Below are 24,242 nucleotides of genomic sequence, written 5' to 3' on the forward strand. Positions count from 1 at the left end.
AGAGGGACCCGATGGACGTTCAGCAGGACGAGGCGACCGTGGCTCGCCCCCCACGGCGACGTGGCCGGCGACGCGACAGCACTCGCGACGACGCGATCCTCGAGGCCGCCCGCGAGCTGCTCGTCGAGCGCGGCTACGAGAACATGACGATGGACGCCGTCGCCGAGCGAGCCGGAGCAGGCAAGGCGACGCTCTACCGCCGGTGGGACTCCAAGACCGACCTCATCGTCGATGCCATCACCTGCCACGGGTACGCAGACCTCACGGTCGACAACATCCCCGACACCGGCTCGCTGCGCGGTGACCTGCTCGGTCTGCACCACGCCAAGGTGCGGACCGACGTCGACGACCTCATGGCCGGCCTCGCGGCCGTGGTGAGAGACGACCCGCACGTGGCCGCGGTCTTCCAGCGGCAGTTCGTCCAGACCCGCACCCGCCTCATGCGAGACCTCCTCGAGCGGGCCGACCGACGCGGCGAGATCCCACCAGGGCGGGACCTCGACATGATCGCGATCGTCGGCCCAGCGATGATCTCCTACCAGAAGGTCACCACCGGAGCTCCCCTCGACCACGACTTCGTCCTGCGGCTCATCGACACCGTCCTCGTCCCCCTCGCCACGGCCGAGCACCCCACCGAGAGCACGCAGCTCTGAGCGGCGTCGCACCCGCCGCGCACTCGACATCGACGGCCAGCGACGAGCACGGAGACCGGGCGGCCGTTGATCGGCTCCGACCAGGCCGCTAGCCTGCGATGGTGACCCCGAACCCGCTCTTGTCAGACGTTCTCAGCACGCTCGACGCACGCTTCCCGCCCAGCACAGCAGAGTCCTGGGACAGGGTCGGGCTTGTCGTCGGCGACCCCCGGCAGAGCGTCCGCAAGGTCCTCTTCGCGGTCGACCCCGTCAGCGTCGTCATCGAGGAAGCGCTCGAGTGGGGCGCCGATCTCCTCGTGACCCACCATCCGCTCCTCCTCGACCCCGTCAGCTCCGTCGCCGTCACCACCGCGAAAGGGGCGGCGATCACCGCGCTCGTCCGCGGCGGGTGCGCGCTCTACGTCGCCCACACCAACGCCGACGCGGCGGACGGGGGCGTCGCGGACGCGCTCGCGGACGTGGTCGGGCTCGTGGACCGCCGACCGCTCGTCGCCGCGCAGGCACACGCGCTCGACAAGCACGTCGTCTACGTACCGACCCCCTCTGCAGCGGCTCTCGTCGACGCGATGTCCGCGGCCGGTGCCGGGGCGATCGGCGAGTACTCGCGCGTCGCGTGGACCACGACGGGTACCGGAACGTTCGTCCCCTCCGACGACGCGCACCCGGCCATCGGTTCTGCCGGCGTCGTCGAAGAGGTCGACGAGACCCGGGTGGAGATGGTCGCGCCGAGGGCCCTGCGGGACGCCGTCCTCGCTGCGGTGCGGGCAGCGCACCCGTACGAGGAGGTCGCGTTCGACGTGCTCGAGCTCGCTCCACGCGACAGCACGACGGGTCTCGGCCGGGTCGGCACGCTCGAGCGGCGGTCGACGCTCCGTGAGCTCGCCGAGCACGTCGCGGCCGGTCTCCCGCCGACAGCACAAGGAGTCCGGGTCGCCGGTGACCTCGACGCGAAGGTCGTCTCCGTGGCCGTGCTCGGGGGGTCGGGCGGGTCCCTCTTCGACGCGGTCCGCGCCGCGGGGGTCGACGTCTACGTCACGTCCGACCTCAAGCACCACCAGGTCTCGGAGCTGCGCGAGGAGGTCGAGTTCCAGGCGGTCGCCGACGGACGCGCACCGCAGAGCGCGACGCCGTTCATCATCGACACGGCCCACTTCGCGAGCGAGTGGCCCTGGCTGCAGCTCGCGGCGCGCGACCTGGTGCACGATGTCGGTGCGATCGGCACTACGGTTGAGACCCGGGTCAGCACCCGTCGCACCGACCCCTGGGTCGCACGCTTCGGTCCGAGCGACCCGGTCGAGAACTGAACACCATCAGCGCTACGGAAGGACACCACCCGTGACCACAGCACCCGCCGAGGACCAACGCCGGCTCCTGGAGGTCCAGGCGCTCGACACCCGAGTCCAGCAGCTGGCGCACAAGCGCACCGCCCTCCCGGCGCTCGCTCGTGTCACGGAGGTCGAGTCCCAGCTGGCCGATCTCCACACCGCGCTGGTCACGTCTCGCACGGCCGTCAACGACCTGCGGCGCGAGCTGACGAAGGCGGAGAACGACGTCGAGCAGGTGCGTGCTCGTGCGACACGTGACCAGGCACGGCTCGACTCCGGCGCCGTCGGCGCCAAGGACGCTCAGGCGCTCGTCAACGAGCTCGAGTCCCTGGCCCGTCGTCAGAACGGGCTCGAGGAGATCGAGCTCGAGATCATGGAGCGGCTCGAAGCGCACGAGGACGCTCTGGCGAAGCTCGACGAGGCGAACGCGAAGGTCCTTGCTGCACAGGCAGAGGCCGCGACCGAGCGGGATGCGGCGTTCGCGGAGATCGACACCGAGGTGAGCGCTGTCCAGGCGAAGCGTGTCGGCGCTGTCGAGGGGATCGACCCCGGGCTCGTCAAGCTCTACGACAAGCTGCGTGGGCAGCTCGGCGGGCTCGGCGCCGCGGCGTTCCGTGGGCGCCGGTGCGAGGGCTGCCGGCTCGAGATGAACCCGACGGACGCCCAGCGGATCCGCACCGCGGCACCTGACGAGGTCATCACGTGCGAGGAGTGCGACCGGATCCTCGTCCGCTCGGTCGAGACGAAGCCGGTCGACTGAGCGCGGTCGGTCTAGCCGACGACGAGCTCGAGGACCGACCCACCGGACGTGCTCGTCGTGTGCGTGGCATCGAGCAGCGTGGTGCCGACGAGCTCGTGAGCGGCCTTGTGGACGTCCTCGCTGGACCGCGGCGGCTCCCCGGCCCGCGTGAGCAGGTAACGGACGAGCAGGCCGCGGGTGTGCTTCGCGTTGTGCGACACGACGCTGCGTCGTCCGTCGAGCTCCCGGAGCACCCGGACGGTGACCCAGTCCGTCCCGCGCGCGGGACGCCACGCGGCGACGTAGGGCGCGGAGCGGCAGTCGACGACGACGTCGCCGAGGGCGCGGGGCGCCAGTGCGCTCTCGAGGTGCGGGCGCCAGGACTGTGCCAGCGGGCCGATCGGGGGAAGGTCGGTCCCCATCGAGAGGCGGTACGCCGGGATACGGTCGTCCGGCCCGACGGCTCCCCAGAGCGCGGACACCGTGACGACGCTCGTGCGGGCACGGTCCGCCGCCTCGTCCTCGAGCGACGAGAGGTGGGCCGCCGCGTAGAGCACCCCTGAGTAGACGTCAGCGGCGCGCCCGGCGGGCTCGACGTCGAGCCGCGTGTTGCGTGCCACCTCGTCCGCCAGGCTCGCACCGACACCGAGGGTCGTCAGAGCGTCCCGACGCGCGCTGGCACGGCGCAACGCCGTCAGGACGGCCCGGCGGTGGCGCGTGAGCCCGGGGTTGGTCAGGGCGCCGAGATCGACCGGATCACCGGTGAGCGGCGGAGTCTTGCCCTCGGACGGCGGAAGGAGGATGAGCACACCGGAATGCTAGTGCGTGCGCGAGGCGATCTCGTCGGGTAGGTTCTGCGCCCATGGCACAGGTGAAGGTGTACGGCAGGCGTTCTGCCTGGGCAGGTGTGCGAGACGAGCTGTCGACGCAGATCCACGAGGCGCTCGTCGGAGCGTGGCAGATGCCACGCGACAAGCGGTTCCAACGATTTCTGTGGCTCGACGACGACGACCTCGTGGCCCCCCTGCGAAGCGAGCGATATCTCCTCATCGAGGTGGTGGCGTTCGCAGGCCGTAGCCGGGGCGCTCGACGGGCACTCATCGGGGCCCTCTACGAGCAGGTGTGCGGACCGTTCGACCTTCCGGTCGACGACCTGGAGATCGTGCTCATCGAAGCACCACAGGAGTCGTGGGGGATCCGCGGCGTGAGCGGGGACGAGCTCTCTCTGACGTACCCCGTCTCCATCTAGCCGCTGCGCCGAGTAGGCTCTCCTCTGCGGATGAGTTGGCCAGACGACCGCGTCGACGGGTTCGCCCGTCGCCGAGGAACGTCCGGGCTCCACAGAGCGAGGTGGTGGGTAACACCCACCCGGGGTGACCCGCGGGAAAGTGCCACAGAAAAGAGACCGCCGGCGCGCTCGCGTGTCCGGTAAGGGTGAAACGGTGGTGTAAGAGACCACCAGCGTGCCGGGTGACCGGCGCGGCTAGGTAAACCCCACCTGGAGCAAGGTCAGACAGGATGCGCTCGAGGGCTGCTCGCCCGAGCATCTGGGTAGGCCGCTAGAGGCGTGCGGCAACGTACGTCGTAGATGGATGGTCGTCGTCTGTGCACGGGCAACCAGCACAGGCACAGAACCCGGCGTATCGGCCAGCTCATCCGCTCTCTGGCCGCCCAGACAAGGACATACGTCCCGGTACCCCCTACGTACCGCTGGTGCTACTGTCTTCTTCGAGCGAACGCTCACAAGGATTGTTACCCGCAACGGGGCAAGACCTGAGACGCACCTAGGTGCGACTCGGGTCTATTTTTTTGCCTCCCGCGGGGACCAGCGCGGAAGGAATGACAATGGGGTCAACGACTCAACAAGGCACGGCCGAGGTGATCGTCGCCAAGCTCGGAGGTCCGGGCAACATCGTGAGCCTGACGCACTGCGCGACACGGCTCAGGTTCGTGCTCAACGATTCTTCGCAGGTCGACCAGAAGGCCGTGGAGGCGATCCCCGGCGTGATGGGCGCAGTTCCGCAGTCGGGCGACCGGTTCCAGGTCGTCATCGGCGGCGCGGTCCAGAGCATGTTCAACCAGATCATGAACCTGCCTGAGATGGCCGGGCTCGGCAAGAACCAGACCAGCGACGCTGACGTCAAGGCTGCAGCCCGCGCGAAGGGCCGCGGCAAGGCAGCCTGGGTCGACAGCTTCTTCGAGTACCTGTCTGACTCGTTCCGGCCGTTGCTCGGAGTTCTTCTGGGCGCCTCGCTGATCATCGCCTTCGCCTCGGTCCTCGACGCGTTCAACGTCATCGACTTCCGTGCCGCGGACAAGTCGGCGTCCTGGATCTTTGTCGACGCGATGTGGCGCTCGGTGTTCTACTTCCTCCCCATCATGGTGGCGTACAACGCCGCCAAGAAGCTGAACATCGACCCGTGGGTCGGGGCAGCCGTGATGGGCGCGCTCATGACGCCCGAGTTCTCGAGCCTCTCTGACGTGTCCAAGTTCACCGACACCGTCTGCACGACGAGCTCGAGCCTCGGCACCGAGTCCTGCGTGGCGCAGGTCTTCGGCCTCCCGATGCAGCTCAACGGCTACGGCGGCCAGGTGTTCGTGCCGTTGATCATGGTCGCGGTCCTGGCTCTGGTCTACAAGGGCCTGCAGAGGATCTTCCCGGCGAACATCCAGATGGTGTTCGTGCCGTTCTTCTCGATGATCATCATGATTCCGGTGACAGCCTTCCTCATCGGCCCGACAGGTATCTGGTTGGGCAACGGCGTGGGCAACGGACTGTCGTGGATGAACGGTCACGCCCCGATCCTCTTCGCGATCATCATCCCGCTCGTCTACCCGTTCCTCGTTCCCTTGGGTCTGCACTGGCCCTTGAACGCTCTCATGCTGGTGAACATCCAGACCCTGGGCTACGACTTCATCCAGGGCCCGATGGGCGCTTGGAACTTCGCGTGCTTCGGTGCGACTGCCGGCGTCCTGTTCATCGCCATCCGCGACAAAGAGTCTGAGATGAGAGAGACGGCGACCGGTGCGTTGGCCGCAGGTCTCCTCGGCGGGATCTCTGAGCCGTCCCTGTACGGCATCCACCTGCGCTTCAAGCGGATCTACCCGCGCATGCTCGTCGGCTGCCTCGTCGGTGGTCTCATCACGGGCCTGTCCGGTGGGGTCACGACCGGAGCGTTCGCCTTCACGTCCCTCCTGACGATCCCCGTCTTCTCCCCGATGCCGCTGTACGCGATCTCCATCGCAGCAGCCTTCGTGACCGCCATGGTCCTGGTCATCATCTCGGACTACCGCACGCCAGAGCAGAAGGCGGAGTCGCTCGCCAACCGTCTCCAGGCAGAGTCCGACCTCGCGCTCGAGGCGGCCAGCGTCGCTGCACCTTCGGCTGCTGCGCCTTCGGTCGCGTCGACCACGGTCAGTGCACCGACCACGGCGGTCGTCGCACCGATCGCCGGCCATGTCGTTCCCCTCAGCGAGGTCGAAGACAAGGTGTTCGCCTCGGGAACCCTCGGCGAAGGTGTCGGCATCCGGCCGACCGACGGTCGGGTGACCTCGCCCGTCGCCGGCCTGCTGGTCACCGTCCCGACGAGCGGGCACGCGTACGGGATCAAGACCGACGACGGGGTCGAGGTGCTCGTGCACATCGGCATCGACACGGTCCGGCTCGAGGGCAGGTGCTTCGAGGTGGCTGTGAAGAAGGGCCGACGGGTCGCTGTCGGTGACCTGCTCGTCGACGTAGACCTCGATGGCATCCGGGAGGCGGGCTACGATTCCACTACGGTCGTGGTCGTGACCAACAGCAAGACCTTGTCGTCTGTCGTTCCCACGACCGGCGTCGACGTCGTGCCTGGTGACACGATCATGGATGTAGCCCTCTGAGAGGAACCACAGTGATCGCTGCGTCGACCGATGCGAGACCTGCCTGACATGGAGGTCGTGCGCGTCTTCAACAACAACGTCGTCCTCGCGCTGGACGACGCTGGACGCGACGTGATCCTGACCGGCCGTGGCCTGGGTTTCCAGGCCCGGCCAGGTCAGGTCGTCGACCAGGCCCGGATCGTTCGAGTCTTCGCACCGACCGACGGGCGTGACCCGGACCATCTCGCGCACCTGCTCGCTGGTATCCCTCCGGAACACATCGCGCTCGTCGGGTCGGCTCTGGCAGACGTCGGGCTGGACGCCCTCTCTCGCAATCCTGCGCTGGTCGTCGCGCTCGCTGACCACGTCAGCTTCGCGTTGCGGCGCATCGCGCACGGGATGGTTCTGGAGTACCCGTTGCTCGCGGAGGTGCGCAACCTCTACGCCGAGGAGTACACCGAGGCGGTAGAACTCCTTTCCGCGATCAACTCGCGCAGCGAGACTCAGCTCCCCAGCGCAGAGGCTGTAGGACTGGCGCTCCACCTCGTCAACGCGGGTTTTTCCACAGGAGACCTCTCGTACACGTACACGATGACGGGCGCGATCCAGCAGATGGTCTCCGTCATCGAGCAGACCTTCGACATGAACCTCGACCCCGGCAGCGTCAGCGTCGGACGGTTCATCACGCACCTGCGCTACCTGTTCGTCCGGATCCACCAGCACAAACAGCTCGACGAGAAGCACTCACCCGTCGGTGTCGCCATCCGGGCGACCTACCCGCAGGAGGCCGAGTGTGCGCGGCGTCTGGCAGAGCTGGTCGAGCTGCGCCTCGGCGCGGCCCTCACCGACGACGAGGTCTCTTATCTAGCCCTTCACGTCGCCAGGGTGGCCGCAGACCAGACCTGACCTGGCACCGAGCGTGAACTGACCGCGTCGGTGCGCACGAGACACCCCGTGCGCACACCGACCCCCGGAACCTGAAGATCGAGGACACGAAGTGACATCCACAGGACAAGCAGTGACATTCACAGGCGTCGGCGTCAGCCCCGGGCGAGTCCTCGGGACCGTCCGGCAGATGCCGGCACAGGTCAGCGAGCCGCCCGCGGGCGAGCCGCTCGACCCGTCGACGTCTGCCGAGGACGCGGCGGCCGCGCTCCGCGCCGCCTCGTCGGCTGTGCAGGCTGACCTGAAGTCGCGCGCCGAGCGCGCGCACGGCGACGCGAAGGCGGTGCTCCAGGCGACCGCGCAGATGGCGACGGACTCGATGCTCCTCAAGACGGCCGTCAAGCACATCGACCGCGGGCTCTCGGCTGAGCGCGCGATCTGGGAGGCGAGCGCCTCGGTCGCGGAGATGCTGCACAACCTCGGCGGCTACATGGCCGAGCGGTCGACAGACGTGTTCGACGTGCGTTCCCGGATCGTCGCCCAGCTCCGGGGCGTGCCCGCCCCGGGCATCCCCACGGCGACGACGCCGTTCGTCCTCGTCGCCGAGGACCTCGCACCCGCAGACACAGCGACCCTCGACCCTGACCAGATCATCGCGCTCGTGACCTCCGGCGGCGGCCCCCAGTCGCACACGGCGATCATCGCGCGCGCCCTCGGGCTGCCCGCCGTCGTGGCAGCCGTCGGCGCCGACGCTCTCGCCGACGGCACGGAGGTCTACATCGACGGGGCCGCAGGGACGATCGTGGTCGACCCTGGCGCCGAGGAGCTCGCTGCCGCGACCGCATGGACCGCCATGGCCTCACGGCTCAGCGACTTCGACGGCAACGGCAGGACAGCCGACGGGCATCTTGTTCCCCTGCTGGCGAACGTCGGCGGCGCCAAAGACGCCGTCGCCGCCGCCGCAGCCGGCGCCCAGGGAGTCGGGCTCCTCCGGACCGAGTTCTGCTTCCTGGGACGTGACACCGAGCCCTCGATCGAGGAGCAGGTCGAGGCGTACCGCGGGGTGTTCGACGCGTTCGGCGGCAAGAAGGTCGTGATCCGGACTCTCGACGCGGGCGCGGACAAGCCCTTGCCCTTCCTGACGGACGCGACCGAGCCCAACCCTGCGCTCGGCGTTCGTGGCTACCGGACCGACTGGACCACGCCCGGCGTCCTCGACCGTCAGCTGGCGGCCATCGCCTCCGCGACCGAGGGCTCGGCCGCCGACGTCTGGGTGATGGCCCCGATGATCGCCACGGTCGACGAGGCGGAGCACTTTGCGTCCATGTGCGCGTCGGCGGGGCTCAAGACGCCGGGCGTGATGGTCGAGATCCCCGCTGCCGCACTGCGTTCTGAGCTGATCTTCGAGCACGTCGAGTTCGCGAGCATCGGGACGAACGACCTCACGCAGTACACGATGGCGGCCGACCGACAGCTCGGCCCGCTCGCGGCGCTGAACAGCCCGTGGCAGCCAGCGGTGCTGCAGCTCATCGGGCTGACGGTCGCCGGGGCGGTGGCCGAGGGCCACGACAAGCCTGTCGGTGTCTGCGGTGAGGCAGCGGCGGACCCTGCGCTCGCCGTCGTCCTCACCGGTCTCGGGGTCTCGACGTTGTCGATGACCTCGCGTGCGCTCGCTGCCGTGGCAGCGGTGCTGGCGAGCGTCACGCTCGACCAGGCCAAGGACCTCGCGCAGCTGGCTCTGGCTGCACCGACCGCCGCCGCGGCCAAGGAGAGCGTCCGCTCCCGGCTGCCGGTCCTCGCCGAGCTCGGTCTTTAGCCACCCCGGTCCCACCGACGTCCGTCGGTCTCGATCTCCAACCAACCAGCAGGAGGAACCATGTCTGAACGTCAGGTCACCATCGCGAGCCGCGTCGGGCTGCACGCCCGCCCCGCCTCGATCTTCGCCGAAGCCGTCGGCAAGCTGCCGCTCGAGGTCACGATCGCCATGGCCGGCGCACCCGTCGACGACGCCGTGGACGCCTCGAGCATCCTGTCCCTCATGGGCCTGGGAGCAGCCAACGGCGACGTCGTGGTCCTGCGCGCCGAGGGTGCGGGTGCCGACGACGCGCTCGACTCTCTCGTGACGATCCTCGAGACCGATCTCGACGCCTAGCAGGACAGTCGCTCGTCGTTTCCGGTCCCGCGGACGCAGGCCAGGAGGGATCGCTCCTGGCCTGGCGCGGGGAGGTCCTGGGGCGGCGAGCAGGCGGGTGCAGTCGTCGCCCGGCAGAGGGAGGGGACTGCGCTGCCGCAGGTCACGCGGGGAAAACCCTGCACGTCATCACGTATTGGTTCGGTCAAGTACTTGCCACGGGACGTCGGAAGAAATAGCCTGGACCTCGTCGTCGCAGGCGCCGCCGCTTCACCTGATGGTGGCCCTGCGAGGGGCACCAACCGGCTGAAAGCGGACTGTCATGAATGATCCCAAAGCGCAAGCAGGCGGAATCCGGCTGACCGAAGAACCACGGTCCAGCATCGTCGACATGTGGGGTGACATCGACGGGGCTCTGAGACCCCAGGCGAGTCTCGCGCTCGCGAGCGCCCTCGATCGAGACCTTCCCGTCACGATCGACACGTCCCGAGTCACGTTCATGGACTCCACGGGGATCGCCTTTCTCGTGCAGTTCTACACGATCGGCCGCGAAGAAGGCCTCCCCGTCACCCTCCGGAACCCGCCCAGGGTCGTGAGCGACGTGCTCTCGATGCTCGGGGTCGACGGCTTCTTCGACGCCGACTCCTCGAGCCTCGTCGCGAGCTAGCTCTCGGAAGCCTGCTTGGCCAGAGCGGCTGCGCCGACGATCCCGGCCTTGTTCCGCAGCGTCGCGGGAACGATCGGCGCACGCAGGTCGAGCAGGGGGAGGAAGTCGTCGTGGTGCTTGCTCACGCCGCCTCCGACCACGATGAGGTCTGGAGAGAACAGCGCTTCGACGACGCTGAAGTACCTCTGCAGGCGCTTCGCCCACGCACTCCAGCTGAGGTCTTCTCGTGAACGTGCGCTGTCGGCCGCACGGCTCTCCGCGTCGAACCCGTCGATCTCGAGGTGGCCGAGCTCGGTGTTCGGCAGCAGACGACCGTCGACGATGAGCGCGCTGCCGATGCCCGTGCCGAGAGTGACGACGAGGATGACGCCCTTCTTGCCCTGTGCCGCACCGTAGGTCGCCTCGCCGAATCCTGCGGCATCCGCATCGTTGACCGCGTGGACCGTGCGCCCGAGCGCCTCGGTCGCCAGCGCCTGGAGGTCCGTGCCAGCCCACGAGGCGTGGAGGTTCGCGATGCTCGGGACCACACCGTGGTGGATCGGCGCCGGGAACGCGATGCCCACCGGGGTGTCCTTCGGGAGGTCGAACGATCCTGCGAGCTCGCGCAGGACCGCACTCACGGCATCAGGCGTCGACTCCGACGGAGTCGGGATACGGATCCGGTCGGCGGAGAACGTCCCGGTGGAGAGGTCGACCGGCGCGGCCTTGATCCCGCTCCCACCGATGTCGATGCCGAACGCTGTCTGCGTGCTGTGGTCGGCGTGCTTCAGGTCAGATGAGGTCTTCATGGCAGGGTCAAGATCTCCGCTCCGGTGTCAGTGACGACCAAGGTGTGCTCGAACTGGGCTGTGCGTCGCCGGTCGGCGGTGACGACGGTCCACCCGTCGTCCCACACCTCCCAGTCGTAGGTGCCGAGAGTGAGCATCGGCTCGATGGTGAAGACCATGCCAGGCTCGATGACCGTCGCGTAGCTGGGCGCCGAGTCGTAGTGGGGGATGACGAGACCAGAGTGGAAGGCCTCACCGACGCCGTGCCCCGTGTAGTCCCGGACGGTGCCGTACCCGAAGCGATCCGCGTACTTCTCGATGACACGGCCGATGACGTTCACCTCGCGCCCTGGCTTGACGGCCTTGATCGCACGCGCCAGCGCCTCCCGCGTGCGCTCGACGAGCTGCTCCGACTCCTCGTCGAGCTCACCAGCACCGAAGGTCGCGTTGTTGTCCCCGTGGACCCCGCCGATGTACGCCGTGATGTCGACGTTGACGATGTCGCCGTCGACGAGCACGGTCGAGTCAGGGATCCCGTGGCAGATGACCTCGTTGACCGACGTGCACAACGACTTGGGGTACCCGCGGTACCCGAGGGTGGACGGGTACGCGCCGTTGTCGACGAGGAACTCGTGGCCGATCCGGTCGAGCGCGTCCGTCGTCACGCCTGGTGCCACATGGCGTCCGACCTCGGCGAGCGCCTGTGCAGCGATCCGGCTCGCGACGCGGATCCGTTCGAGCGTCTCGGGCGCCACGACGTCTGGTCCGGAGTACGGAGAAGGTCCTGGCTTCCCCACGTACTCGGGCCGTGGGATGGACGACGGCACCGCGAGGAGCGGGCTCACCGTCCCTGGTGTGACTGCTGGTCTGGGCGCGTGCAGGGTCGGCATGTCTGGCAGTCTACGGAATGAACCCTTGCGACGCGGTGAGGGCGACGTCCGGGCGAGGAGCCCGAGGAAGAAGGATCGTATGTCGACCGAGTTCTACTTCAACACCCAGACCCGACAGGTCGAGGAAGGGAAGCCGTCCTCCTGGACCCATCGGATGGGCCCCTACCCGACGCGGGAGGCCGCTGCGCACGCCCTCGAGACGGCGGAGCGTCGCACAGAGTCCTGGGACGAAGACGACCGTGAGGGTGCGGCCCCCGGCGACGGGGCGTAGGGCTCGTCGCGTGGTTCAGTGGTCGTACTGGTGCTCCGGGCCGGGGAAGGTTGCGGACCGGACCTCGCTCACGTAGTCGTGCGCAGCGGCGGCCAACGCCGCACCGACCTGGCCGAACTGCTTGGCGAACCGCGGTGACCAGTCGCCGATGCCGGCCATGTCGGTCCAGACGAGCACCTGGCCGTCGACCTCTGACCCCGCCCCGATGCCGATCGTGGGGATCCGGAGGATCTCGGTGACACGCGCTGCGAGCGGCGCCGGGACCATCTCGAGGACGACGCACACGGCGCCGGCCTCTTGCAGCGCGAGAGCATCGGCGCAGAGCCGCTCGGCAGCCTCGTCGCCACGCCCCTGGATGCGCTTGCCCCCGAGCATGTTCTCGGACTGCGGTGTGAAACCGAGGTGACCGAACACCGGGATCCCTGAGCCGGTGAGCAGCTCGACGTGCGGCGCGATCCGCGCGCCACCCTCGATCTTCACGGCGTGGACCTCGGCCTCCTTGAGCATGCGGACCGCGCTCGCGTGCGCGTGCTGCGGTGACGCCTCGTAGGCACCGAAGGGCAGGTCGGCGACGACCATGGCGTGCTTCGCGGCACGTGCGACGGACCGGGCGGCGACGATGAGCTCGTCGAGCGTGACCGGGATGGTCGTCGCGTGACCGAGGACGTTGTCGCCCATCGAGTCGCCGACGAGGATGAGGTCGATGCCTGCCTCGTCGAAGATCCGTCCGGTGATCGAGTCGTAGGCGGTGAGCATCGTGAGCTTCTCGCCGGCAGCCTTGCGCTCGATCAGGTGGTGGACGCGGAACCGCTTGCGCGTGGGTACCTCGCCGGGTGCACCAGGTGTCGTGCCCGGTGTGCTCGATGGACCCGGTGTGCTCGGGAGTGCGTGCTCTGCCACGGGAATGCTTCTCTCTTGTCGGTTGAAGGAGGATCGGTGGGGAGTCAGACGACCGGTTCGCGCCAGCGCGACGTGATCGGGAGCCGGCGGTCGCGTCCGAACGCGAGCGCGGTGACCTTCGGGCCCAGCGGGTACTGTCGCCGCTTCCACTCGGCCCGGTCGACGAGGCTGACCACCTTGTCGACCACTGCGTCGTCGAACCCGCGAGCGAGCAGCTCGGCACGGCCTTCAGCATGCTCGATGTACGCGTCGAGAACCTCGTCGAGGAGGTCGTACGGCGGGAGCGAGTCCTGGTCGACCTGACCCGGGCGCAGCTCGGCCGAGGGGGGCTTCGTGATGGAGCTCTCGGGGATGGGCGGGATCTCGCCAGCATCGACGGCGACGGTGTTGCGCCAGCGGGCCAGTGCCCACACCAAGGACTTGTCGACGTCCTTGAGCGGGGCGTAGCCCCCGACCGCGTCGCCGTAGATGGTGGAGTAGCCGACCGCGAGCTCGGACTTGTTCCCGGTCGCCAGCACGAGGTGGCCCTCGGCGTTCGACAGCCCCATGAGGATCATCCCGCGGACCCGCGCCTGGAGGTTCTCTGCTGCGACGCCCTCGAGGTGCAGCTCGCCCTGGAACGCGTCGACCATCGGCTCGATCGACTGGACCCGGTAGCTCGCGCCGATGCGCGCTGCGAGATCTGCCGCATCGTCCTTCGAGTGACCGGAGGAGTAGACCGACGGCATGGAGACGCCGTAGACGTTGCTCCCGCCGAGCGCGTCGGCGGAGACCGCCGCGACGAGCGCGGAGTCGATCCCGCCCGACAGTCCGAGGACCACGGACGTGAAGCCGTTCTTCTGCGCGTAGCCGGCGAGGCCCGTGACGAGGGCGCGGTACACCTCTTCTTCGGTCTCGAGCGGTGCGGCGACCGCGCCACGGTGCGGCGTCGACGCGTCGTCGGCCAGGTCCCAGAGGAGCAGGTGCTCCTCGAACTGCGGGGCGCGCGCCAGGAGAGCGCCGTCCGTACCGACGACGAACGACCCTCCGTCGAACACGAGGTCGTCCTGCCCGCCGACCATGTTGACGTACACGAGCGGAGCACCGATCTCGTGCGCTCGCCGCGCGGCGAGCTCCGTGCGGACATGGCCCTTGCCCTGCTCGTACGGTGAGCCGTTGAGCACGAGGAGGACCTCGACCTGCGCGTCGTCCATCTCGGCGACCGGGCCGCCGTCCTGCCAGATGTCCTCGCACACGACGATCCCGGCGCGCCGGCCACCGATCTCGACGACGCAGCCCTCCTGGCCCGCGGCGAAGATGCGCGCCTCGTCGAAGACGCCGTAGTTCGGCAGGTGGTGCTTGTCGTAGGACGCGACGATCGACCCGTGCCGCAGGACGACGGCGCGGTTGGTCGGGCGTGGCTCAGGATGGTCCGCGCTCGGACGGACGGCACCGACGGTGCCGACCACGACGCTCAGGTCGCCGAGACCGAGCTCGTGGAGCCTGCCGGCGATCGTCAGCAGCGCTGCCTCGGCTGCCCGCTGGAACGATGCCCGGAGCGCGAGGTCCTCGATCGGGTAGCCCGTGACGGTCATCTCGGGGAACACGACGACGTCGGCTCCCGCGTGTGCCGCCTTCTGGGTCCAGTCGAGGATCGCCTGGGAGTTGTTGTCGATGTCGCCGACGCACGTGTCGATCTGCGCAAGGGCTATTCGGATGTCCGCCATGGGCACCAGCCTAGGGTCTTCCCGAGACCCTCTAGGTGCGGCAAGCACCATTCTGGGGATACATCAGCGATGATGTACGCATGGACAGGCAGCAAGAATTCGTGCTTCGCACGGTCGAGGAGCGCGACATCCGCTTCATCCGTCTCTGGTTCACCGACGTCTTGGGCATGCTCAAGTCGGTGGCGATCGCTCCCGCCGAGCTCGAGTCGGCCTTCACGGAAGGCATCGGCTTCGACGGGAGCGCCATCGAGGGCCTCACCCGGGTGTACGAGGCGGACATGGTCGCGCGACCGGACCCGACGACGTTCCAGATCCTGCCGTGGCGGGGAGACACCCACGGGACGGCGAGGATGTTCTGCGACATCCTCACCCCGGACGGTGAACCGTCGATGGCAGACTCGCGCAACGTCCTCAAGCGGATCCTCGAGAAGGCGAGCGACCAGGGGTTCACGTTCTATACCCACCCTGAGGTCGAGTTCTACCTCTTCGAGCCGCCGGTGCCCGAGAAGCCTCTGGTCCCCATCGACCACGGCGGGTACTTCGACCACGTCGCCCGCACCCAGGGGCACGACTTCCGCCGCGGTGCGATCACGATGCTCGAGTCCATGGGCATCTCGGTCGAGTTCTCCCACCACGAGGCGGGCCCCGGCCAGAACGAGATCGATCTCCGGTACGCCGACGCGCTGACCACCGCAGACAACCTCATGACGTTCCGCACGGTCGTCAAGGAGGTCGCGCTCGAGCAGGGCGTCTTCGCGTCCTTCATGCCGAAGCCGCTCGCCGACCAGCCCGGGTCCGGGATGCACACGCACCTGTCGTTGTTCGAGGGCGACCGCAACGCGTTCCACGAGGCTGGTGCCAAGTACGAGCTGTCCAAGTCGGCTCGGCACTTCATCGCGGGCCTCCTGCACCACGCGGCCGAGATCACCGCGGTGACGAACCAGTACGTGAACTCCTACAAGCGGCTGTGGGGTGGGGCCGAGGCTCCCAGCTACATCTGCTGGGGGCACAACAACCGGTCGGCGCTCGTGCGCGTTCCGATGTACAAGCCGGGCAAGGGCAACTCGAGCCGTATCGAGTACCGCGCTCTCGACACGGCCGCGAACCCGTACCTCGCCTTCGCCCTCATGCTCGCTGCAGGCCTCAAGGGCATCGAGGAGGAGTACGAGCTCCCGGACGCGACCGAGGACGACGTGTGGGAGCTCACCGAGCCAGAGCGTCGTGCGATGGGGATCAAGCCCCTCCCGCAGTCGCTCGACGAGGCGATCTCGATCATGGAGCGGTCCGAGCTCGTCGCCGAGACGCTGGGTGAACACGTCTTCGCGTTCGTCCTGCGGAACAAGCGCCAGGAGTGGGACGGCTACCAGGCTCAGGTCACGCCGTTCGAGCTGAAGCGCCTGCTCCAGGTGCTGTGACGCCCAGGGTGATGCTCGTGCTCGACGGATGCGCGGAGTGAACATGTCCCGGACCTCCACGCTCACAGGCCGTCTCACCAGGCTCGGTTTCGCCGACGCCGCGCGTGCCGAGCAGCTCTGCGCGGACCCAGATCTCGTCGCCGTGATCGGACCGGTCACGACCGCGTCCGAGGTGCTCGCCGCCATGGGCGAGGCCGCCGATCCAGACCTCGCTCTGCTCGCTCTCGTCCGGTTGTGCGAGACGCTCTGCGGCGACACCTCGGCGAGCTCGCGCGAACGCGCCACGGATCTGCGCAGGTTGTTCGCAGATCCTCGTCAGGTGGACGACACGACGGTCGACGAGCATCCTGACGACCCCGTCGTGCGTCGTCGTCTCGTCGCGGTCCTCGGCGCGTCGACCGCTCTCGGGGACGATCTCGTCCGGCACCCGGATCTCCTCGACGTCGTCGCCGACATCTGTCCCGCTGTCGGCGTGGACGTCCGCGCGGTACGGGCCGAGCTGCTCGAGGCGGTGGGCGCCGACCCTCTCGCGGACGTCCCGGTCGCGTCCGACCACGGACCCGCCGTGGTGGACGCCCTGCGCCGGTCGTACCGCCGTCGGCTCCTGCGCATCGCGGCGACCGATCTCGTCTCCCACGAGCCGCTGTCCATCCTCGGTGCTGTCGGGGCTGCGCTCGCCGACCTGGCGGCCGCCGCGCTCGAAGGCGCTCTCGCGATCGCCCGCGCGGAGCTCCCGGACGCCGGAGAAGGCGTCCGGATCGCCGTCCTCGGCATGGGTAAATGCGGTGGACGCGAGCTCAACTACGTCAGCGACGTCGACGTCATCTATGTCGTCGAACCTGTCGACGGCTTCACCGAGGACTACGCGACGAGCGTCGGGACCCGGCTGGCGGCAGGCCTCACGCGGGCGTGCGGCGGACCGAGCTCCGAACCTGCGCTCTGGCCCGTGGACGCAGCCCTGCGGCCGGAGGGCAAGAACGGCCCGCTCGTGCGGACCCTGTCCAGCCACGTCTCGTACTACGAGCGCTGGGCGAAGACGTGGGAGTTTCAGGCACTGCTCAAAGCACGTCTCGTCGCGGGCGACGCGGCGCTGGCCCAGGCGTACGTCGACGCCGTGCGGCCGATGATCTGGTCTGCTGCGAGCCGCCCGAACTTCGTCGTGGACTCTCAGGCCATGCGCCGACGCGTCGAGGACAACGTGCCCGCCGCCGAGGCCGACCGCCAGCTCAAGCTCGGCAAAGGTGGTCTGCGCGACGTCGAGTTCACCGTCCAGCTGCTGCAGCTCGTGCACGGGCGCTCCGACGAGTCCATCCGCAGCTCCAACACCCTCACAGCGCTCGCCGCGCTCGCGACGGCCGGGTACGTCGGCCGCGAGCACGCCGCAAAGCTCGCTGTCTGCTATCGGTTCCTGCGCACCCTTGAGCACCGTATCCAGCTGTACAACCTTCGCCGCACGCACCTCATGCCGACCGGAGAGGACGACTTGCGTCGCCTCGCCCGGTCGATCGGGATGCGTGCCGACGGCGCCGAGGGCCTGCTGGCGCGGTGGCGGACCGTCCGGCGCGACGTGCGCACGCTGCACGAAGAGCTCTTCTATCGTCCCCTCCTGCCAGCGACGGCGCAGCTCTCGGCGGAGGAGGTCAGCCTCGCTCCCGAGTCGGCTCGCGCGCGGCTCGCGGCTATCGGCTATCGCGACCCGGCCGGCGCGTTGCGGCACATCGCCGTGCTGACCGACGGCGTGAGCAGACGCGCGTCGATCCAGCGCCAGCTCCTCCCGGTCATGCTCGGATGGTTCGCGGACGGGTCGGACCCTGACGGCGGGCTCCTCGCGTTCCGACGGCTCTCGGAAGAGCTCGGCCGGACCCACTGGTACCTCAAGATGCTCCGTGACTCGGGTTCCGCCGCGTTCCGCCTCGCCTATCTCCTCTCGACGTCGAGATATGTTGCGGAGTCTCTCGGTCGCTCGCCCGAGTCGGTCACGTGGTTGGACCAGGACGCCGACCTCGCGCCGCGCCCTGTGGAACGGCTCCTGCGGGAGTCGGACGCGTTCCTCACGCGCGCGACCGAGTGGGAAGCGGCGATCACGCTCCTGCGAGCGCTGCGGCGCCGCGAGCTCGCGCGCATCGCGTGCGGCGAGCTTCTCGGCGTGTGCGACGCGCCGGCAGCCGCGCTGGGGATCTCCGACGCTGCGGACGCGTCCCTCGTCGGGGCCGTCCGGATCGCGCACCGTGTCGTCTGCGACGAGAAGGGGCTGAGCACGCAGTCACCGCCGGCGATCATGTCGGTCATCGCGGTCGGGCGCCTCGGAGGACGAGAGCTCGGCTACGGCTCGGACGCCGACGTCATGTTCGTCTACGAGGCGAACGGAGACACACCTGAAGCAGAGGCACTCGCCTACGCCCACTCGGTGGCGCTGAAGATCCGGTCTCTCCTCGGAGCGACGAACGTCGAGCCTCCGCTCCAGGTCGACGCCGACCTGCGCCCAGAGGGCCGAAACGGCCCCCTCGTGCGGTCCTTCGACTCCTACGTCGAGTACTACAACCGGTGGTCGGCCGCATGGGAGAGCCAGGCGCTGCTGCGCGCGCGACCTGTCGCGGGGGATGCCCGGCTCGGCGAACGCTTCATCGAGCTGATCGACCCGCTGCGCTACCCGCCGACGGGGCTCGACACCACGACGGTCCGGGAGATCCGCCGGATCAAAGCCCGGGTGGAGGCCGAGAGGCTCCCGCGAGGCGTCGACCCAGCACGCCACCTCAAGCTCGGCAGAGGAGCGATCAGCGACGTCGAGTGGACCGTCCAGCTCATGCAGCTCATGCACGGGCATGCGTTCCCCGCCCTGCGCACCACCGAGACCCTGGCGGGTCTGGCGGCGGCGGAGGAGGCCGGGCTCATCGCGACCGAGGACGCTCAGACGCTCGCAGCGGCCTGGCAGATGGCGTCGAACCTTCGCGACGCTGTCGTCCTGTACACCGGCCGGCTCGGCGGCGCGATGGCGGACGTCCTGCCCTCGGACTTCCTCGCCCTCGCGGGCATCGCGCGGGCGATGCACTACCCACCCGGGTGCGGGGCACAGATGGAGGACGACTACCTGCGGACCGCCCGCCGGGCCCGTCTCGTGGTCGAGCGGGTCTTCTACGAGATCGAGGACTGACCCTCGTCGGTCGCGGGCGTCGCGGGCATCTCAGAAGTCACGTCCGCCACGTCGCCGGTGCTGTCGGCGTCGGTCGGTGCGTCGTCGACCTCTGACCACCCGTCCTTCTTGGCGGGGTCACGCAGCATGTGCGAGTCGATGAGCTCGTGGCGCTGCAGGTACGTCGACGCGACCGCCTGCACCGTCGCGGCGATCGGCAGCGCGAGGAACGCACCGAGCGCCCCGAACACGGCTCCGAACGCGAGCACGACGACGAACGAGACCGCCGGGTTCATCTGGAGGGCACGCGCGGAGACCTTCGGTGCGAACCAGAAGTTCTCCACCTGCTGGTAGAGGACGATGAAGACGACGACGAGGAGCGCCTTCTGAGGGCCGTCCGTCGTCAGGGCGAAGACGACCGGCAGCGCGCCACCGATGTAGGTGCCGATCGTCGGGACGAACTGCGAGACCACCCCGGTGAAGAGCGCGAGCGGCAGGGCGTACGGGATGTCGATGATCGTGAGGAACACCCCGGTGAACACGCTGGAGACGATCGCGAGGATGATCCTCGAGTTGATGTAGTCGGAGATCTTCAGCTGGGTGACCTCCCACAGCCGCAGGACCTCGGTCTGGTTGCGCGGGCTGAGCCAGCCGCAGATCGACGCGCGGAACTTCGGCCCCGCTGCGGCGAGGTAGTACGCCACGAGCAGGACGGTGGTGAACGCGAAGATCCCGCCGAGCAACGACGAACCGATCGCGATCGCCCGCGTCGCGACCTCCCCACCCCAGTCGTTGATGAGCTGCGACTGCAGATCGTGCATCTCGGGGAGCTTGACGGCGAACTGGTCCTCGGTCCATCGCACGACGCTCGCGTACGTGTCCGGCAAGGTGGTGACGAGCTGCGCAGCCTGCTCCGCGAAGAGCGTGCCGAAGAGGGTGAGCACGACACCTACGGCAGCAAGGATGGAGAACATCACCGTCCCGGTCGCGGCACCGCGCTTCCACCCGTGGCGCACGAGCCAGAGGATCATCGGTTCCATCGCCAAGGCGAAGAACAGGGCGATGACGAGGTTGACGAGCAGGCCTGACAACGACCCGAGCGCCCGCCACGCGAAGATGCCGACGAACGCGGCGACCACCGCGAGCGCCAGCGCACGAGGTAACCAACGTGGTGGGTGAACACTCGATCGAGGGAATGGTCTGGGTGCGCGCGCGGTGCTCACCACGGGCCTCTTTCGTGTCGGACCAGGTTCGGTCGTCCATGACGTTCGACGGTGCGGGATGCCGTGAACCGTGGCGAAACATACCGCACGCAGGTGTCAGGACGAGGCGCCGACGCCCCGCGCGGTGGTTACAGTTCAGGATGCCGTCAGCAGGCGCGACCCCATCAGCAGACACAGCCACCCGGCCCTCGACGAAGGACCCACGATGACGACGCTCCTCCTTGTCGGTGCAGGCCACGGACACCTCTACGTCATGAACCACGCGCGCGAGCTGGCTGCTGAGGGCTATCACGTCCACCTCCTTGCGCCGCGCTTCTTCGACTACAGCGGGGTCGCCTCTGCGACAGCCGCAGGCACGGTAGCGAGGGACACCGGCCGGGTCGATGTCCAGGCGCTCGCGGCTCGGAACAGTGTGGAGCACCACGTCGACACCCTGGCGTTGCTCGACCTCGCAGCGCGGGTCGCCAGGACCGCAGCCGGGCTGGAGCTCGCGTTCGACGTCGTGTCCCTCAACATCGGCAGCGTGGTGGCCGAGACCGGCACGAGCGTCCATCCGTCCGTCGTGCGGGTGAAGCCGCTCAGCGGGCTCGCTGACCTCGATGCCCGTCTCCGCGCGACGAGCGGGTCTCAGGGAGCCGTCGTCGCTGTCGTCGGCGGGGGCGCGACAGGCGTGGAGCTGGCCGCGCACCTGGCTGTCCGACCAGACGTCGCGCTGGTTCGTCTGGTCGAGTCGGCTCCTGCGATCGGTGGAGGGCTTCCCGCCGGCGCACGCCGACGGCTCGAAGCGCTCCTGTCCACCCGGAGAGTCGAGGTCCAGACCGGGCGCGCGGTGCGAGAGATCGGCGAGCACCGCCTGGTCTGCGAGGACGCGAGCGAGCTGACGTACGACGTCGCCGTGCTCGCGACCGGACTGAGCGCGCCCACGCTCGTGGCGGCGATCGGGCTGGGGGACGAGCGGGGTGTGCCGGTGCGCGACACCCTCCAGCACGTCAGCCACGACGACGTCTACGCGGTGGGCGACTGCGCACGCTTCCTTCCCGTGACGCTGCCTCGCATCGGGGTGCACGGAGTCCGCCAGGGCCCCGTCCTGCTCCAGAGCCTGCTCGCGCGTGCGCGTGGTGACCGCTTGCCGGTCTACGAGCCCCAGCGCCGGGCTCTCTCGATCCTCGACCTCGGCGGCGGCACCGCGCTCGCGGTTCGTGGACGCTGGTGGTGGTTCGGTGCTGGCGCGCTGCGGCTCAAAGAGCTCATCGACCGCCGCTGGTTGGCGACGTACCGGGACGCGGAGCAGACCTCCCTGCGCAGGGGCGAGCCCTCCTCGGGAAGAGATGCAGGCACTCGCCGGGTTCCCCGGACGTGACAGATCGACGGACCCCTGACGACACCACGCGGAAGGCCACCTTTCGCGAGATCGTCGAGCCTGAGATCGAGGTCATGCTCCGGGTGGCGTTCTCCATCACGTCGAGCCCAGCCGACGGGGAGGACCTTGTGCAAGAGAGTCTGCTGCGCGCCTACAAGGCGCTCGATCGTTTCGACGGTCGACATCCACGGGCGTGGCTGCTGACCATCCTCCGGCACACCAACGCCAACATGCACCGGCGACGCAGGCCGGGAACGGTCGGTGACTGGGAGGTCATCCGGTCCGCGAAGCCTGCTTTCGGTCGATCGGAGCTCCCGAGCGCCGAGGACAGCGTGATCGACCTGGAGCTCCACCCGGCCCTCGACGCTGCGGTCCGTGCGCTGGACCCGAGGTTCCGGTCGGCGCTCATCCTCGTCGATGTTCACGACCTCAGCTATGCCGAGGCCGCAGCCGTTATGGGCGTGCCTGTCGGCACGGTCATGTCACGCCTCAGCCGGGCACGTGACCGCGTCCGCAAGGCGCTGCGTGCCACCCCGCTCACCCGAGGAGACCTCTGATGCTTGGGACCCTCCGCCAGATGCTCACCTGCCACTGGTCTGCCCGACGGATCCAGCGCTACCTCGACGCCGACCCTGCTGCTCGGCTCACGCCCGGAGAGACGTCGCGGCTCGAAGAACACCTTGCGACGTGCGAGAGGTGCGCGGAGGTGGCCGCCGAGAACCGCGCGCTGCACCGCGCGCTCTCTGCATGGACCGGCATGCGGTCTGTCGACCCACGGTCGGTCGACCGCGTCCGCAGCTTCCTTTCCACCATCGACGACGAGGACCCACGATGACTGATCAGACGACCTCCACCTCCTCCGCACAGACAGACGAGCCCTGGGACCTCGTCGTCGTCGGTGGCGGAACGGCCGGCATCGTCGGCGCGAAGACGGCCGCGCGCTTCGGTGCCCGAGTCCTTCTCGTCGAGCGAGACCGTACCGGGGGAGACTGCCTCTGGACGGGGTGCGTCCCGTCCAAGGCCCTGCTCGCGGCCGCGGCTGCTGCGGCAGCCGCGCGAACCGGTGGTCGCTTCGGTGTGAGCGCCGGCCCGGCTGACGTCACCGTCGACTTCTCGCAGGTGATGAAGCACGTGCACGCTGCGATCCAGCACATCGCGCCGGTGGACTCCATCGAGACGCTCGAAGCATCGTCCGTGGCGGTCCGCACGGGCACGGCTGTGTTCACCGGGGTCGACTCCGTCGAGATCGAGGGCGAGCGCCACACGTTCCGGCAAGCTCTCCTGGCGACCGGCGCGGCCCCAGCCGTCCCTCCGATCCCCGGCCTGGCCGATGTCGACTACCTGACGAGCGACACGGTCTGGGACCTGGACGACCTTCCGGCAGGTCTGGTGATCCTCGGCGGCGGGACCATCGGCTGCGAGCTCGGGCAGGCGTTCGCGCGCCTCGGCAGCACGGTCTCCGTCGTCGAAGGCGCACCGAGGCTCCTGCCGCGCGAGGACCCCCTCGCGTCTGCAGCGGTCGCCGAGGCCTTGGTGGCCGACGGTGTCGAGATCCACACCGGCTCCGGCGTGTCGAGCGTCGAGACCAGCGGGCCGGGGGAGGGCGTCCTCCACCTCGAGAACGGCCGCCAGGTTCCCTTCGCCCGCCTCCTCGTCGCGGTCGGTCGGGCACCTCGCACAGCCGACCTCGGCCTCTCAGCAGCGGGAGTCGACATCGGCGCTCGCGGATTCGTCGTGGTCGACGACCACCTGCGCACGACCAACCCGCACATCTGGGCTGCTGGCGACCTCACCGGGCACCCACAGCTCACCCACGCGGCGAGCTCGCACGCGAGCCTGGCCGTGTCGAACGCGATCCTCGGCCTGCGCCGGGCCGTCGACCTGACGGCTCTTCCTCGGGTCACCTTCACCAGCCCCGAGGTCGCAGCCGTGGGTCTCGCGAGCGATCGTCCCGGACCAGGTCTTCGCGTCATCGACTGGCAGGACACGCACGTCGACCGGGCAGTAGCAGAGGGGGAGACCAGCGGATTCACGCGGCTCGTGGTCGACAAGCGTGGCCACATCCTCGGAGCCACCATCGTCGGACCACGTGCTGGAGAGACGCTGGGCGAGGTGACGCTGGCGGTCGCCCAAGGCCTGACCACCCGTGACCTCGCCGGGGTGACGCACGCCTATCCGACATACAACGACGGACCCTGGAACGCCGTGATCTCCGACGTGCAGGCGCTGCTCCGTCGACCGGCCGTGCAGCGCGCTGTGGGGGTCCTCGCTCGTGGGCGTCGGTGGTGGGTCGGCCGGAAGTGACTCGTCCGGGATCGGCCT

General features: G+C 69.0%; 22 protein-coding genes and 1 other RNA gene. 17 read left to right on the top strand and 6 right to left on the bottom strand.

Translation table 11 applies throughout. The features are described from left to right. Window positions 1-11 precede the first annotated feature (11 nt). The 3 genes from ATL42_RS16350 (at window position 12) to ATL42_RS03455 (ending at window position 2,738) form a co-directional block, all read left to right on the top strand. A complete protein-coding gene (locus tag ATL42_RS16350) occupies window positions 12-653 on the top strand; it encodes a TetR/AcrR family transcriptional regulator (RefSeq protein WP_169925328.1) in 642 nt (213 codons plus the stop codon). 101 nt (window positions 654-754) lie between these two features. Beyond that, window positions 755-1,957 carry a Nif3-like dinuclear metal center hexameric protein gene (locus ATL42_RS03450; RefSeq protein ID WP_245862071.1) on the top strand — a complete coding sequence of 401 codons (1,203 nt, stop codon included), beginning with the start codon at window positions 755-757 and terminating at the stop codon, window positions 1,955-1,957. Window positions 1,958-1,988: 31 nt separating this feature from the next. After that, entirely contained in the window at window positions 1,989-2,738 is a 750-nt protein-coding gene (locus ATL42_RS03455) for a zinc ribbon domain-containing protein (RefSeq protein WP_098454159.1), read from the top strand. Window positions 2,739-2,749: 11 nt separating this feature from the next. On the opposite strand, the gene ATL42_RS03460 is transcribed toward ATL42_RS03455, so the two are convergent. After that, window positions 2,750-3,526 (bottom strand): YaaA family protein, encoded by a 777-nt coding sequence (locus ATL42_RS03460; protein WP_098454160.1) that lies wholly within the window; start codon window positions 3,524-3,526, stop codon window positions 2,750-2,752. Window positions 3,527-3,579: 53 nt separating this feature from the next. Between ATL42_RS03460 and ATL42_RS03465 the strand changes: the two genes are divergently transcribed. From ATL42_RS03465 to ATL42_RS03495, 7 genes are all read left to right on the top strand, one after another. Continuing rightward, on the top strand, window positions 3,580-3,966 hold the full coding sequence (locus tag ATL42_RS03465) for a tautomerase family protein (protein ID WP_098454161.1): 387 nt from the start codon (window positions 3,580-3,582) through the stop codon (window positions 3,964-3,966). Between the two features lie 31 nt (window positions 3,967-3,997). Continuing rightward, window positions 3,998-4,376, top strand: an RNA gene (rnpB, locus tag ATL42_RS03470) — RNase P RNA component class A. 186 nt (window positions 4,377-4,562) lie between these two features. Continuing rightward, the gene (locus ATL42_RS03475; protein ID WP_098454162.1) at window positions 4,563-6,596 is read left to right on the top strand and encodes a glucose PTS transporter subunit IIA; all 2,034 of its coding nucleotides are present in this window, start codon (window positions 4,563-4,565) and stop codon (window positions 6,594-6,596) included. A 30-nt stretch (window positions 6,597-6,626) separates the two neighbouring features. Beyond that, window positions 6,627-7,481 carry a PRD domain-containing protein gene (locus ATL42_RS03480; protein ID WP_245862074.1) on the top strand — a complete coding sequence of 285 codons (855 nt, stop codon included), beginning with the start codon at window positions 6,627-6,629 and terminating at the stop codon, window positions 7,479-7,481. Between the two features lie 112 nt (window positions 7,482-7,593). Continuing rightward, entirely contained in the window at window positions 7,594-9,276 is a 1,683-nt protein-coding gene (gene ptsP, locus ATL42_RS03485; RefSeq protein WP_098454163.1) for a phosphoenolpyruvate--protein phosphotransferase, read from the top strand. A gap of 60 nt (window positions 9,277-9,336) precedes the next feature. Continuing rightward, window positions 9,337-9,612 (top strand): HPr family phosphocarrier protein, encoded by a 276-nt coding sequence (locus tag ATL42_RS03490; RefSeq protein WP_098454164.1) that lies wholly within the window; start codon window positions 9,337-9,339, stop codon window positions 9,610-9,612. 301 nt (window positions 9,613-9,913) lie between these two features. Beyond that, on the top strand, window positions 9,914-10,258 hold the full coding sequence (locus ATL42_RS03495; protein ID WP_098454165.1) for an STAS domain-containing protein: 345 nt from the start codon (window positions 9,914-9,916) through the stop codon (window positions 10,256-10,258). Here the strand turns inward: ATL42_RS03495 and ppgK are convergent. Beyond that, window positions 10,255-11,046 carry a polyphosphate--glucose phosphotransferase gene (ppgK, locus tag ATL42_RS03500; protein WP_098454166.1) on the bottom strand — a complete coding sequence of 264 codons (792 nt, stop codon included), beginning with the start codon at window positions 11,044-11,046 and terminating at the stop codon, window positions 10,255-10,257. The two genes, ATL42_RS03495 and ppgK, sit on opposite strands and share 4 nt — an antisense overlap. Then, window positions 11,043-11,915: a type I methionyl aminopeptidase gene (gene map, locus ATL42_RS03505; RefSeq protein WP_098454167.1), complete on the bottom strand. Its 873-nt coding sequence runs from the start codon at window positions 11,913-11,915 to the stop codon at window positions 11,043-11,045. The genes ppgK and map overlap by 4 nt, the downstream gene beginning before the upstream one ends. A 79-nt stretch (window positions 11,916-11,994) precedes the next feature. On the opposite strand from map, the gene ATL42_RS03510 reads away from it, so the two are divergent. Beyond that, complete coding sequence (locus ATL42_RS03510) at window positions 11,995-12,186, top strand: hypothetical protein (protein ID WP_098454168.1); 192 nt, start codon at window positions 11,995-11,997, stop codon at window positions 12,184-12,186. 15 nt (window positions 12,187-12,201) lie between these two features. Here ATL42_RS03510 and panB read toward each other — a convergent pair whose 3' ends face one another. Both panB and ATL42_RS03520 read right to left on the bottom strand, forming a co-directional pair. Continuing rightward, window positions 12,202-13,086, bottom strand: a complete 885-nt coding sequence (gene panB, locus ATL42_RS03515; protein ID WP_098454169.1) for a 3-methyl-2-oxobutanoate hydroxymethyltransferase — start codon at window positions 13,084-13,086, stop codon at window positions 12,202-12,204. Between the two features lie 44 nt (window positions 13,087-13,130). Further along, a complete protein-coding gene (locus ATL42_RS03520) occupies window positions 13,131-14,792 on the bottom strand; it encodes an NAD+ synthase (protein WP_098454170.1) in 1,662 nt (553 codons plus the stop codon). Window positions 14,793-14,872: 80 nt separating this feature from the next. On the opposite strand from ATL42_RS03520, the gene ATL42_RS03525 reads away from it, so the two are divergent. Both ATL42_RS03525 and ATL42_RS03530 read left to right on the top strand, forming a co-directional pair. Beyond that, complete coding sequence (locus ATL42_RS03525) at window positions 14,873-16,207, top strand: glutamine synthetase family protein (RefSeq protein WP_098454171.1); 1,335 nt, start codon at window positions 14,873-14,875, stop codon at window positions 16,205-16,207. Window positions 16,208-16,250: 43 nt separating this feature from the next. Beyond that, complete coding sequence (locus ATL42_RS03530) at window positions 16,251-19,358, top strand: bifunctional [glutamine synthetase] adenylyltransferase/[glutamine synthetase]-adenylyl-L-tyrosine phosphorylase (RefSeq protein WP_098456294.1); 3,108 nt, start codon at window positions 16,251-16,253, stop codon at window positions 19,356-19,358. Here ATL42_RS03530 and ATL42_RS03535 read toward each other — a convergent pair. Beyond that, on the bottom strand, window positions 19,340-20,476 hold the full coding sequence (locus ATL42_RS03535) for an AI-2E family transporter (protein WP_245862076.1): 1,137 nt from the start codon (window positions 20,474-20,476) through the stop codon (window positions 19,340-19,342). The genes ATL42_RS03530 and ATL42_RS03535 overlap by 19 nt on opposite strands. A gap of 289 nt (window positions 20,477-20,765) precedes the next feature. On the opposite strand from ATL42_RS03535, the gene ATL42_RS03540 reads away from it, so the two are divergent. From ATL42_RS03540 to ATL42_RS03555, 4 genes are read left to right on the top strand one after another with little or no spacing between them, the layout of a single operon-like run. Further along, window positions 20,766-21,920 carry an NAD(P)/FAD-dependent oxidoreductase gene (locus ATL42_RS03540; RefSeq protein ID WP_098454173.1) on the top strand — a complete coding sequence of 385 codons (1,155 nt, stop codon included), beginning with the start codon at window positions 20,766-20,768 and terminating at the stop codon, window positions 21,918-21,920. After that, window positions 21,917-22,477 (top strand): RNA polymerase sigma factor, encoded by a 561-nt coding sequence (locus tag ATL42_RS03545; RefSeq protein ID WP_211281773.1) that lies wholly within the window; start codon window positions 21,917-21,919, stop codon window positions 22,475-22,477. Before ATL42_RS03540 ends, ATL42_RS03545 begins: the two co-directional genes overlap by 4 nt. Next, on the top strand, window positions 22,477-22,755 hold the full coding sequence (locus ATL42_RS03550; protein ID WP_098454174.1) for a zf-HC2 domain-containing protein: 279 nt from the start codon (window positions 22,477-22,479) through the stop codon (window positions 22,753-22,755). The genes ATL42_RS03545 and ATL42_RS03550 overlap by 1 nt, the downstream gene beginning before the upstream one ends. Next, entirely contained in the window at window positions 22,752-24,224 is a 1,473-nt protein-coding gene (locus tag ATL42_RS03555; RefSeq protein WP_098454175.1) for a dihydrolipoyl dehydrogenase family protein, read from the top strand. Before ATL42_RS03550 ends, ATL42_RS03555 begins: the two co-directional genes overlap by 4 nt. Window positions 24,225-24,242 lie beyond the last annotated feature (18 nt).

The sequence above is a fragment of the Sanguibacter antarcticus genome (assembly GCF_002564005.1).
GTDB classification, from domain to species: domain Bacteria; phylum Actinomycetota; class Actinomycetes; order Actinomycetales; family Cellulomonadaceae; genus Sanguibacter; species Sanguibacter antarcticus.